This is a genomic window from Flavobacterium sp. MFBS3-15, from assembly GCF_026107645.2.
Lineage (GTDB): Bacteria > Bacteroidota > Bacteroidia > Flavobacteriales > Flavobacteriaceae > Flavobacterium.
The window spans coordinates 210533-222668 of sequence record NZ_JAPCHV010000003.1 but is presented as its reverse complement, the minus strand read 5'-3'; the positions used below and the strand labels follow the sequence as shown (position 1 = coordinate 222668).

The 12136-nt window shown below is 48.6% G+C and carries 11 protein-coding genes; 9 read left to right on the top strand and 2 right to left on the bottom strand.

Features of this window, described 5'->3' with window-relative positions; all coding sequences use genetic code 11:
- Window positions 1–262 precede the first annotated feature (262 nt).
- On the top strand, window positions 263–1858 hold the full coding sequence (locus tag OGH69_RS04645) for an AsmA family protein (RefSeq protein WP_265173283.1): 1596 nt from the start codon (window positions 263–265) through the stop codon (window positions 1856–1858).
- Window positions 1859–1998: 140 nt separating this feature from the next.
- Here the strand turns inward: OGH69_RS04645 and OGH69_RS04640 are convergent, their stop codons facing one another.
- On the bottom strand, window positions 1999–2763 hold the full coding sequence (locus tag OGH69_RS04640; protein WP_265173282.1) for an alpha/beta fold hydrolase: 765 nt from the start codon (window positions 2761–2763) through the stop codon (window positions 1999–2001).
- Between the two features lies 1 nt (window position 2764).
- The gene (locus OGH69_RS04635) at window positions 2765–3478 is read right to left on the bottom strand and encodes a pyridoxine 5'-phosphate synthase (protein ID WP_265173281.1); all 714 of its coding nucleotides are present in this window, start codon (window positions 3476–3478) and stop codon (window positions 2765–2767) included.
- A 98-nt stretch (window positions 3479–3576) separates the two neighbouring features.
- On the opposite strand from OGH69_RS04635, the gene OGH69_RS04630 reads away from it, so the two are divergent.
- From OGH69_RS04630 to murI, 8 genes are all read left to right on the top strand, one after another.
- On the top strand, window positions 3577–4236 hold the full coding sequence (locus tag OGH69_RS04630; protein ID WP_265173280.1) for a CBS domain-containing protein: 660 nt from the start codon (window positions 3577–3579) through the stop codon (window positions 4234–4236).
- Between the two features lie 2 nt (window positions 4237–4238).
- Window positions 4239–5126 carry an NAD kinase gene (locus OGH69_RS04625; protein ID WP_265173279.1) on the top strand — a complete coding sequence of 296 codons (888 nt, stop codon included), beginning with the start codon at window positions 4239–4241 and terminating at the stop codon, window positions 5124–5126.
- A gap of 340 nt (window positions 5127–5466) precedes the next feature.
- Window positions 5467–6150 carry a type IX secretion system protein PorG gene (locus OGH69_RS04620; RefSeq protein ID WP_265173278.1) on the top strand — a complete coding sequence of 228 codons (684 nt, stop codon included), beginning with the start codon at window positions 5467–5469 and terminating at the stop codon, window positions 6148–6150.
- Between the two features lie 4 nt (window positions 6151–6154).
- Entirely contained in the window at window positions 6155–6895 is a 741-nt protein-coding gene (locus OGH69_RS04615) for an isoprenyl transferase (protein ID WP_265173277.1), read from the top strand.
- Window positions 6828–9584 carry a BamA/OMP85 family outer membrane protein gene (locus OGH69_RS04610; RefSeq protein WP_265173276.1) on the top strand — a complete coding sequence of 919 codons (2757 nt, stop codon included), beginning with the start codon at window positions 6828–6830 and terminating at the stop codon, window positions 9582–9584. The genes OGH69_RS04615 and OGH69_RS04610 overlap by 68 nt, the downstream gene beginning before the upstream one ends.
- 39 nt (window positions 9585–9623) lie before the next feature.
- Window positions 9624–10733, top strand: coding sequence for an OmpH/Skp family outer membrane protein (locus OGH69_RS04605; protein WP_265173275.1), 1110 nt, complete (start codon window positions 9624–9626; stop codon window positions 10731–10733).
- 40 nt (window positions 10734–10773) lie between these two features.
- Window positions 10774–11283, top strand: coding sequence for an OmpH/Skp family outer membrane protein (locus OGH69_RS04600; RefSeq protein WP_265173274.1), 510 nt, complete (start codon window positions 10774–10776; stop codon window positions 11281–11283).
- Window positions 11284–11353: 70 nt separating this feature from the next.
- Window positions 11354–12136, top strand: a complete 783-nt coding sequence (gene murI / locus OGH69_RS04595; protein ID WP_265173273.1) for a glutamate racemase — start codon at window positions 11354–11356, stop codon at window positions 12134–12136.

Here is a 12136-nt window from a genome sequence, read left to right as displayed (position 1 = left end):
AAGTATTATAAAACATTTCCAAACCTTTAAAATATCGGTCAGCAAAGACCTTTTATCCCCTCCCTAATGGAATACCGGCACCCCTAAAAACCTAACCGCCTGGCAACTAGCAAAAACCACCTGTGCTACACCTAATCATTGGCATTTACCGGTATTGCCTGATCCCTAATCAGGTTACATCCGCACACAGTTACTTAATTAAAACCTAAATGATTTCGATGTGCGAGCGAATTGTAGTACATTACATCATAATCACCAAATTATGAGTATTTTAAAAAAAATCGCGACAGGATTGCTTGTACTGCTGTTGCTGGTCATCATCGGGGGCTGGGGCCTGAGCTGGTACATCAGCAAAAAGCTGCCTTCGATCATCCGTAACGAAAAAAGCATACCTTACAACATTAGCTATAAAGACCTTGACATCGACCTGCTGGGCGGCAGCTTTACCATGCACAATGCCAACATTGCCCCTAAGGACAGCATAGGCGTATCGCTCCAGCAAGGCGCCTTTGCAGAGGTGAAAGCCATACGTGTCGAAAACTTCGGGATATGGGCCTTGCTTACAGACGACCGGATTACCGTAGACAAGGTTATCATCGATACACCCAACGTGACCTTGTACCCGCGTGAAAAGAAATATAACCCCGACGATGACATCAAGCCTTTCAAAAACGCCATACGTACCGGAAGCCTTGAGATACGTAACGGAAAGTTCCGGTACCTCGACTCGCTGAAAGGGAAAATCATGAGCGCTTCCAACATCAGCTTTGAGCTGAACAACATCCGCATTGACAGCAATACGGTAGAAAAGAACATTCCCGTGCGCTACCGCGATTACCGCTTTGCGTGCGACAGCCTGTTTTATCGTGCAGGTCAATTTTACAACCTTACAGCAGACAAATTCTCATCGTCGGACAGCACCATTGCCGTAACCAATTTTAAAATGATACCCCAACAGGACCGTGTGCAGTTTACCCGCATGCAGCCCAAAGAAAAAGACCAGTTTGCCATTGTGGCCGAAAAAATAAGCATCCCCAAAGCCGACTGGGGTTTTGTGAACGACACCCTGTTTGTGCATTCGCCCGAAATGGTGCTGGAGAAGGTGAATGCCAACATTTACCGGAGCAAGCTGCCCAAGGACGACCCCTCCATAAAAAAGCTGTACAGCCAGATGCTGCGCGAGCTGAAATTCGACCTGAAGCTGGATAAGCTGCTGCTGAAGAACTCGACGATTGTATATGAGGAGCAGCTGGATTTTGAGCGCCCGCCGGCAAAAGTCACCTTCTCGAAATTTTATGCAACTGTTTCGAATATCTACAGCCCCATACGCAAGGACAAGCTGCCCAATACCACCATTGATGTGCAGTGCCTCTTCATGAAGTCGGCACCGTTTATCGTAAACTGGTCGTTCAACTCCATGGATGCAAGCGACTCATTTACCATTATAGGCCGCCTGAAGGACATCCGCAGCGAGGAGGTAAACCCCGTATCGAAACCGCTGATGAACGTGTCCACCACGGGCAACCTTAACGAGGTGTACTTTACCATGAACGGCAACCGCAACCGTGCCGAGGGCGATTTTGCCATCAGGTATAACGACCTGGACATAACCGTACACGACAAGGACAACCTGAAAAAGGAAAAGAAACTGGTTAGCGCGCTCGGCAACCTCGTTGTAAAGAATGACACCGATGGCGACCTGAAGGAAGTGCACATAGGCGTGGACAGGAATAAAGACAAGTCGGTATTCAACTATATCTGGAAGTTTGCGCAGGAGGGACTGACGCAGACGATACTTCCAAAAACCGTAGCTAAAATCGCAAAGAAAAAGCAGGAGAAGAAGGCGAAGAAGAAGTAGGCTTTACAACCGAAATCACATCGCAATCCGTCATTGCGAGGCACGAAGCAATCTTTCTCTGGCTTACCTGAATGGAAAGATTGCTTTAGTTTACCCCGCGTTGGCGGGGTCGTACCTCCTCGCAATGACCAAATGCGCCATTAGTGGGCGAGGAAACTGAGCGTCTCCTCCATAAACTGCGCCGGGTTCTCGGCATGCAGCCAGTGGCCGGAATTGGCAATGTCTTTTATTTCCGCATTGGGGAAATGGGTTTTAATCAATGCAAAATCTTTGTCTTTGATATAGGGGGAACGGTCGCCGCGCAGGAAAAGCGTCGGCCCGTCGAAGTGGCTGCCATCCGGCAAAGCCTGCCCGATGTTATCTACCTTTTCATTAAACACATCGAGGTTAAAGCGGTAGGCCAGCTGCCCCGGCTCTTTCCAGTAAAGGTTCTTCATCAGGAACTGGCGCGTGCCGGCATCGTCTATGTGCTGCGAAAGGATCGCCTCCACATCGCTGCGCTCCGGCTTTACTGAAAAATCAACCGCATTAAGCCCGGCCAGTATATCCTGGTGGTGGGGACGGTAATATTTAGGGCCGATGTCGGCTATTACAAGCCGGTTTACTTTTTCAGGATATTGCACCGCAAAAAACATGGCTGCCTTCCCTCCCATCGAATGCCCGATGACATCGGCTTTCGAAATTTGGTGTCCGTTGCAGTAGTCCACCAAATCCTGCACCATGGCATCATAGGTAAACTCATCCGAATGGAAGCTCTTGCCGTGGTTGCGCATGTCGACGGCATGCACCCGGAAGCCTTTGTCGGCATATTGCCCGCCCAGGGTCTTCCAGTTATCAGACGTGCCTAAAAATCCGTGTATGATGAGAAGTGGCTTGCCTTCGCCTTCTATCCTTGAGTGCAGCATGTTATTTCAGTTTTTGCAGGTACATATTGATTACGTTCTCCAATCCCAGGTACAGCGACTCGGCAATGAGCGCATGGCCTATGGACACCTCCAGCAGCCCCGGGATATTTTCCTTAAAGAATTTGATGTTGTCCAGGCTAAGGTCATGCCCGGCATTCACGCCAAGGCCAAGGCTGTTGGCCACCGAAGCCGCATCGGCATAGGGCTTTATACCCTGCAGGTTGCCCAGGCCGTATTCGTGCGCAAAGGCCTCGGTATAGAGTTCTATCCTTTCGGTCCCGGTTTCTTTGGCGCCTTCGACCATCTTCAGCACCGGGTCGACAAATATCGAGGTGCGTATGCCGTTGCGTTGGAATTCCTGTATCACTTCCTGCAAAAAGCTTTTGTGCTTTACGGTATCCCATCCGGCGTTGGAGGTTATGGCATCATCGGCATCGGGCACCAGCGTTACCTGTGTGGGTTTGGTCTCCAGCACCAGGTCGATGAACTTCGGCACCGGGTTGCCCTCTATGTTGTATTCGGTATATACTATCGGCACAAGGTCGCGCGCATCCTGGTAGCGGATGTGCCTTTCGTCGGGCCGTGGGTGGATGGTTACGCCCTGCGCGCCGAATTTCTGCACATCGGCGGCTACTTTGAGTAAGTCGGGGACATTGCCGCCCCTCGAATTGCGCAGGGTGGCTATTTTATTTATGTTGACGCTGAGTTTTGACATATCTTTGCTAAGTGAGCTTTTACAGGCAAAAATACGAAGTTAAAAAGGCAGAATATCCTTATTTTTGATTATTTTGCAGAATATTTAGCATTACCCCAATGACTGACATCACCGACTTCCTGAGCAATACCATAAAACCGCTGCGCACCACCGACACCGTTGCCGACGCGCAGGACTTATTCGCCGAATACCCTTTTTCGCACTTCCCCGTACTGGAGGAAGGCGTATACATAGGTTGCGCCATTGCCGAAGACACCGAGCTGATGGACATTGAGAAAACCATGGCCGACCTGCGTTACAGCTTTGAGCGTTTCTTTGTACGCGATACCACCATTTGGCTGGATGTATTGGAGGTTTTCGCCAAGAACGAAACCAACCTGCTGCCGGTGCTTAGTGCCGAGAACCAATACCTGGGCTATTACGAAATCACCGACATCATCACGATGTTCCACCAAACGCCGTTTTTGAAGGAAGAAGGCGGCATACTGGTCGTGGAGAAAGGCATTACCGACTACAGCATGAGCGAAGTGGCGCAGATCGTGGAAAGCAACAACGGCAGGCTACTGGGCTTTTTCATATCGGAGGCCAACCTTGAAAAGGTGCAGATCACGCTGAAGATAAGCCTTGGCGGACTGAGCGAGATCATACAGACCTTCAGGCGCTATAATTATGCGATCATTTCGGAACACCAGGAGGATGCCTACCTGAACACGCTGAAAGACCGGTCGGATTACCTGGACAAATACCTGAATATATAGCAATGAAAATAGCGATTTACGGGCAATACTACAAGGACAATACCGAAGAGATCATCGACAGGCTGCTGGCAGTCTTCGACAGCTATGGCCCGCACATTGCCGTTGAAACCAACTTTTATAACGCACTGGCAGAAAAAGAACTGCTTGCCGGGCGGAACTATCCAGTATTTTCGGGACATGAGGAGCTAAACGGCTTCGACATCCTGATATGCATCGGCGGCGACGGTACCATGCTGAGGGCCGCCACCTATGTACGCGACAAAAACATACCCATTGTGGGCATCAACGCCGGGCGCCTTGGCTTCCTGGCCACGGTACAGCAGGAAAACATACCGCACCTGCTCCCGCTGCTTTTTGAGAACAAATACAAAATATCGCCCCGCACGCTGCTAACGGTAGACTATGACGGCAAGCCCGAAACCCCTGCCGGCGAGCTGGACTTCGCACTGAATGAAGTGACCGTGAGCCGAAAGGATACCACCTCGATGATTACCATCGAAACCAAGCTGAACGGGGAATACCTGAACTCGTATTGGGCGGATGGGCTCATCATCTCCACCCCTACCGGATCTACCGGCTATTCGCTGAGCTGCGGCGGCCCTGTGCTGATGCCCGAAGTGAGCAGCCTCGTGATAACCCCTATTGCGCCGCACAACCTGAACGCGCGCCCGCTTGTAATCCCTGACGATACCGAAATTGAATTGAGGGTAAGCAGCCGTGAAGAGCAGCACCTGGTTTCGCTCGACTCCCGTATCATATCGATGGACGTGGAAACTGCCATCTGCATTAAAAAAACCGGATTTAAGATCAACCTGGTAGAATTTGCCGAAGAGAAATTTACCGATACATTGCGCAAAAAGCTCCTTTGGGGCGAGGATAAGAGGAATTAGTCTTTTATTACATTTTTTAACCACATAGGCACATAGTATCAATCCGGTTCTGTAATCATGAAAAGGAGACATAATTCCACACAGATGAAGCTACGCTTCACTATGGGTTACTAAACAATACCTTTTCATTTAACACTGGCCCAAGCACTATGTTCCATAATGGTTAAAAATTTACCGCCAACTTTTCCCCTTAAATTTACCGTGCCTGCATACTACACGCGCACTTCTTCCGTTTTCAAGTCTGTATGTTGCCAATTTATAGAATTTTTAAGGATGTAAATTAGGTATTAATAGGCAGATTAGAAATCTATATTACTATATTTGCACCCAATTTTGTAGAATGAAGAGGACTGTATTTTTGATATTGATAATCGTAACGGCATTCAGGAGCGAAGCCCAGATCAATGAACTGGGTATTTTCGCGGGCGGCGCTAATTACATAGGCGATGTAGGGCCTACGGATTACATTGCCCCAAATGACCTTGCCATTGGGATCATCTACAAATGGAACCGCAGCCCGAGGCATTCGTGGAGGGCATCGTTTACCTACGGCAGGATATCTTCAAATGATGAGGATTCTGAGGTGTCGGGCAGGAAACAGCGGGGCTACTCCTTTGAAAACTCTGTAAAAGAATTATCTTTAGGGCTTGAATTCAATTTTTTCGATTTCAACCTGCATGAGCCGGAGTTTAAGATCACTCCTTATATATATGGGGGGCTGAGCTATTTTTGGTACAACGACATATACATCAATACCGCCAACGGGGAAACCGAAAGCGGCGATTCGACCGGGGCGCTGGCCATACCGATGACCGTGGGCCTGAAGTCGAACATTACAGAGAACCTTATACTTGGATTTGAAGTGGGCGCACGATACACATTTACCGACAACCTGGATGGCAGCAACCATGATGACCACCCCGGATTCCGTTTTGGGAACCTTGACAGCAAGGACTGGTATGTGTTCTCGGGCTTTACCCTAACCTACACCTTTGGCGAGAAGCCTTGTTATTGCGCCAATTAACCTCATGGATACAACTACCACGCTACATACCGGGAACCTGCCTCAGCACCTTGCCATAATAATGGACGGCAACGGGCGTTGGGCCAAAAAGAAAGGGATGCTGCGCATTTTTGGGCACGAGAACGGCACCAAGGCCGTACGCGAAACCGTAGAGAGCTGCGCCAGGCTGGGCATAGGCTACCTTACGCTGTACGCCTTTTCTACCGAGAACTGGAACAGGCCCAAAATGGAGGTGGACACCCTGATGAACCTGCTGGTAAGCTCGCTCGAAAAAGAGCTGCCTACGCTGCAGAAGAACAGCATTAAGCTAAACACAATAGGCAATACCGCCATGCTGCCCGACGGAGCCCGCAAAAAGCTGCTGGACGTTATAGAGCAGACCAAAGGCAACACCCGCATGACCCTTACACTGGCCCTGAGCTATGGCTCCCGCGAGGAGATTATCTCGGCAGTTAAGAAAATAAGCGAAAAAGTACAGAATAACCAATTAAACATAGCTGATATCAGTGAATCTGTCATCGGGGCGCACCTGTATACACACGACCTCCCGGACGTTGACCTTGTGATAAGGACCAGCGGGGAGCAAAGGATAAGCAATTTCCTGCTTTGGCAGGTGGCTTATGCCGAGCTGTACTTTACAGAGGTGCTATGGCCTGATTTCAGGGAAAAAGATTTACATGAAGCACTTATCAGTTACCAAAAAAGAGAACGTAGATTTGGAAAAACCAGTGAACAAGTCAAATAACACAAATATGCTCAAAACGGGCATTGCATTGCTTTTCGGCCTTTTATTATTTGCAGGCAGCACCGCCAACGCGCAGGAATACAACAACCTGGACGCGGCAACCGAATACATATTGGCAGACATTAAAGTAACCGGAAAAATAAGCTATAATGAGCAGACTGTTGTGAACTTTACCGGCCTTGAAAAAGGCCAGACCATACACGTTCCCGGCGAAGAGATAAGTGCAGCCATAAAAAAGCTATGGAGGCTCGGGCTTTTTAGCGACGTAAACTTTTACCAGAATAAAATTGAGGGCGACAGCATTTACCTGGAGCTTTACCTGAACGAATTGCCGAAGCTGAGCGACGTAAAGATTAAAGGCGTGCGCAAAGGAAAAATCGAGGGGCTTATTAAGGATACCGACCTTAATAAGGGCAAGATCGTGAACGAGAACCTTATCACCAATACCAAAAACTACATTGAGAACAAGTACCGCAAGGATGGTTTTTACAATACCAAGGTAGCCATCAATGTAATACCGGACAGCACCAACACCGTGAAAATGGTGGTGAACATTGACCGCGGCAAAAAGGTAAGGGTAAGCGACATAGAATTTAACGGCAACACCCAGCTGAGTGACGGCAAGCTGCGCAGCGCCATGAAAAACACCAAGCGCAAGAGCCGTTTCCCGCTTAACCCGCTGCGCATATTCAAGCCCTCGAAATTCATTGGCGATAAATACAAGGAAGACCTTGTGAGCGTGATTGACAAATACAAGGAAAAAGGCTACCGCGATGCGCGTGTAACTTCGGACACCGTAGTATATAACCCTAAGAAAAATACCGTAACCATCACCATAAATGTGGAGGAAGGCCGCAAGTATTACTTTGGCGAGATAAAATACCTGGGCAACACCGTATACAACAACCACCAGCTGAACCAGATACTGGGCATTAAAAAAGGCGAAGTGTACAACGGCGTAATGCTGCAAAAAAGGATTGCCGACCCAACCAAGCCGGACGGCGAAGACCTTACCAACCTGTACCAGAACAACGGCTATCTGTTCTCGAACATCAATGCCGTGGAGGTAAGGACCTATAATGACACGATTGACTTTGAAATACGCATTGTAGAAGGCCCGATTGCTTACTTTAACAAAGTGAACGTTGTGGGCAACGACAAAACGAACGACCACGTAATATACCGCGAGCTACGCACCAGACCGGGCCAGAAATGGAACAAGGAAGACGTTATCGGAACCATCCGCGAACTGGGTGCACTGGGCTTTTTTGACCCTGAAACCATCCGTCCGGACGTTCAGAACCCTGATCCTGCCACAGGTACCGTAGACATTGAGTGGAGCGTGACCGAAAAAGGATCGAGCCAGATTGAATTGCAGGGCGGTTATGGCGGCGGTGGCTTCATCGGTACGCTGGGACTGTCGTTCAACAACTTCTCGATACGCAATATCTTCAATAAGGAGGCCTACAACCCGCTGCCGATGGGCGACGGACAGAAGCTGTCGCTGCGTGCGCAGGGCAGTACCTACTTCCAGACCTACAGCCTTTCGTTTACCGAGCCGTGGTTTGGAGGCAAAAAACCGATACAGCTTTTTGGTTCACTATCGCATAGTAAACAGTTTTTATATAACTTTACATCACGCGATGTGGACAGGTCGAGGAGCTTCACCATTTCATCAGTATCCCTGGGTATGGCGAAAAGGCTCAGCGAACCGGACTACTACATGAGGTTGTCGCACTCTTTGACATTCCAGTATTACAGCCTAAGTAATTATAACACAGGATTGTTTACCTTTGGTAACGGTATATCAAGGAACCTTGCCTACACGGTGGAACTGAGCAGGGACAACAGGGGACGCAACCCTATTTACCCTACGTATGGCTCATTGTTCAGCGCGAGCTTCAGGACAACCTTCCCGTACTCGCTGGTAAATGGCATTGACTATGCGGCGCTTAAAAATGAGGCACAGTACAAGCTTAGGAATACTACTGGCGTACAAATGGATGGCACGAATGGATATATTGACAATGGTGACTATTATATTGACAATGGAAATGGCACAAAAACCGGTGTAGGCGATAATTATGAACAAGCAAGCCTTGACGAAGCCAAATACGACCAGAAAAGGTTCAACTGGCTCGAGTACTGGAAATTTAAGTTCAAGGCCGATGCCTACACCAGGCTGGCAGGATCGCAGGGCCACGAGTTGGTGCTGAGGGCTTTGGGCGAATTTGGGTACATGGGAGCTTATAATTCCGACAGGGGCCTTGTACCGTTTGAAAGGTTCTACCTTGGTGGTGACGGTATGGCCAACTATGCGCTGGATGGCCGCGAGGTGATACAGCTGAGGGGTTACCCGAACCAGTCGCTTTCGCCGATTGACGACGAGGGCATACAGATTGGGGCGACCATATATAATAAGTTTACACTGGAGCTGCGCTACCCGATCACGCTGAAATCGCAGGCTTCGATATATGCGCTTACGTTCCTTGAAGCAGGTGCTTCGTATGATGGCTTTAAGAACTACAACCCGTTTGCGCTGAAGCGTTCGGCAGGTTTCGGTCTTAGGGTATTCATGCCGGCATTCGGGCTTCTTGGTATCGACTTTGGCCACGGATTTGACCCGCTTCCCGGACAGCAAACCAAGAACGGATGGGAGACGCACTTTATCATAGGCCAGCAGTTCTAAAAAAAAAATGGCACGATATTTTCTAATACATAAAAAGCTATGAAGAAATATTTATTGACACTGGTTACCGTTTTGAGCTGCCTTGCAGCAACAGCCCAGGGTGCAAGGGGCGTAAAGATCGCTTATATTGACATGGAGTACATCCTTGACAAGGCGCCCGATTATGCCGAAGCTAAAAACCAGCTGGAGCAAAAGGCCCAAAAATGGAAGCAGGAGATTGATGTTAAAAAGAGCGAAATAGAAAAGCTTAAGGAAGCGCTGAAAGCCGAAAAGGCCCTGCTTACCAAAGAGCTTGTTGAGGAAAGGGAAGAAGAGATAGCTTACCTTGAAAAAGAGATGCTGGACTTCCAGGAAAAGAAATTTGGCCCTACCGGCGATTTGGTGACACAGAAGTCGGTACTGGTAAAACCGATACAGGACCAGATATTCACGATTGTGCAGGACCTGGCCGAAATAAGGAAGTATGATTTTGTTTTCGACAAATCGTCGGACCTTACGATGCTTTTCGCCGCCAATAAGCACGACATAAGCGAGCTGGTACTGACAAGGATGGCACGCGCCGCCAAACAGGAAAGCCTGAGCAGCAGGCAGCTGAAAAAGCTGGAAGAGCAGGAGAAGGAAGAAGAACGTGCAACCAATCCTGACATTGTAGAAAGGCAGCGCATACTGGATGAGAAAAAAGCAGCGAAGCAAAAGCTGATTGATGATAAAAGAGCAGCCCAGCAGGCTAAAAGGGATGCTTATGAAGCCAAGAAGCAGCAGCTGAAGGAAGAAAGGGAAGCCAAGAAAAACGGCACTACACCACCGGCAGCGGGCACAGCCAACAAACGCAACGCGGCCAGCGAAACCGAAACGACTGATGTAAAAGAAGGCGAAGCCGGCACTGGAGAAGACAAGGCCACTACAGCCGAAGATAAAAAAAGTAATGCCCAGGCTACCAGGGAAGCAGCTATAGCCGCAGCAAAAGCGGAGAAAGAAAGAAAAGCCGAAGAAAAAAGGCTGGCCATAGAAGCCCGTAAAAAAGAGCTGCAGGAAAGAAAAGAGGCCGCGCAAAGGGCAAAAGAAGAAAAAAAGAATAAGCCTGCCGAAGAAGCGAAGCCGGCAGAAGCAACGCCTACTTCGCCATCGGAGGGCAACGACCCGGAATAGAACAACAAAAACAGAAATTAATTATAAATTACGTAGACAAATGAAACAATTGAAATCATTAGTAATCGCTGCTATACTTTTTGTGGGAATGAGCCAGGCTGCATCGGCGCAGGCCAAGGTAGCACATATCAATGTTATGGACCTCATGACCTCAATGCCTGATAAAAAAGCTGCAGATGCCCAACTTGAAAAGCTTACCAAAACGTATGATAACGATTATAATGCAATGGTAACCGAATTCAGGACCAAAGTGGCACAATACGAGAAAGAAGCTGCTACGGTGACTGAAGCTGTTAACGAAACCCGCAGCAAAGAAGTTCAGGATATGCAGAAAAGGATACAGGAGTACCAACAAAGCGCTTCTAAAGAGCTTCAGCAAAAACAGGAAGACATCTACAAGCCAATCATTGACAAGGCAAGGGCTGCGATTTCTAAAGTTGCAAAGGCCAAAGGTTACCAGTATGTGCTAGACGCATCACAGGGAGGCGGCGTACTTGTACACGACGGTCCGGACCTTCTTGCCGATGTAAAAAAAGAACTTGGCTTCTAAGACATCACAATACGTAAACCATATACTACAAAACGGCTCATGATTGGGCCGTTTTTTTTATATTTGTGATATGGAGAAAAGCAAAAACCCCATTGGGCTGTTCGATTCGGGAATAGGCGGGACTTCCATCTGGAAGGAAATACATGCCCTGCTGCCCTGGGAGGACACCATATACCTTGCTGACAGCAAAAATGCTCCCTACGGCCAAAAGGGTAAAGACGAAATCATTGCATTGAGCTGTAAGAATACCGAATACCTGCTGGAGCAAAACTGCAAGCTGATTGTGGTGGCATGCAATACCGCTACTACCAATGCAATAAAGGAACTCCGCGAAAAATATGACGTACCCTTCATAGGCATAGAGCCGGCGATAAAACCTGCCGCCATACATACCAATACCAATGCGATAGGCATACTGGCCACCAAGGGCACGCTGTCGAGCGAGCTGTTCAACAAAACCGTTGCCGGCTTTACAGGTGTGAATGTTGTGGAACAGGTGGGCTACAACCTCGTGGCCCTGATTGAATCGGGCAAGTTGGAATCGGAGGAGATCCGGGAACTGCTGAAGCAATACCTGCAGCCTATGATCGATGCGAATATTGATTACCTGGTGCTCGGGTGCAGCCACTACCCTTACCTGGTGCCCCAGATAAAGGAAATATTGCCGCCTCACGTAAAAATAATCGATTCGGGGGCCGCAGTGGCCCGCCAGACCAAAAAGGTGCTTGAAGCCAACATGATGCTTAACGATGAAAAGCACAAGAGCACAACCCTTTTTTACACGAATGCCGACCCCGGCGTATTGAATGCAATACTGGAAAATAAATACCCGGTAGAGAGAAAGGATTTTTAA

What these genes read in the sequence shown, in the direction of transcription:
- OGH69_RS04645 (WP_265173283.1), top strand. Translation starts at nt 263, where the DNA reads ATGAGTATTTTAAAAAAAATCGCGACAGGATTGCTTGTACTGCTGTTG.
- OGH69_RS04600 (WP_265173274.1), top strand. Translation starts at nt 10,774, where the DNA reads ATGAAACAATTGAAATCATTAGTAATCGCTGCTATACTTTTTGTGGGA.
- OGH69_RS04615 (WP_265173277.1), top strand. Translation starts at nt 6,155, where the DNA reads ATGGATACAACTACCACGCTACATACCGGGAACCTGCCTCAGCACCTT.
- OGH69_RS04620 (WP_265173278.1), top strand. Translation starts at nt 5,467, where the DNA reads ATGAAGAGGACTGTATTTTTGATATTGATAATCGTAACGGCATTCAGG.
- OGH69_RS04610 (WP_265173276.1), top strand. Translation starts at nt 6,828, where the DNA reads ATGAAGCACTTATCAGTTACCAAAAAAGAGAACGTAGATTTGGAAAAA.
- OGH69_RS04635 (WP_265173281.1), bottom strand. Translation starts at nt 3,478, where the DNA reads ATGTCAAAACTCAGCGTCAACATAAATAAAATAGCCACCCTGCGCAAT.
- OGH69_RS04630 (WP_265173280.1), top strand. Translation starts at nt 3,577, where the DNA reads ATGACTGACATCACCGACTTCCTGAGCAATACCATAAAACCGCTGCGC.
- OGH69_RS04625 (WP_265173279.1), top strand. Translation starts at nt 4,239, where the DNA reads ATGAAAATAGCGATTTACGGGCAATACTACAAGGACAATACCGAAGAG.
- OGH69_RS04605 (WP_265173275.1), top strand. Translation starts at nt 9,624, where the DNA reads ATGAAGAAATATTTATTGACACTGGTTACCGTTTTGAGCTGCCTTGCA.
- OGH69_RS04640 (WP_265173282.1), bottom strand. Translation starts at nt 2,763, where the DNA reads ATGCTGCACTCAAGGATAGAAGGCGAAGGCAAGCCACTTCTCATCATA.
- murI (WP_265173273.1), top strand. Translation starts at nt 11,354, where the DNA reads ATGGAGAAAAGCAAAAACCCCATTGGGCTGTTCGATTCGGGAATAGGC.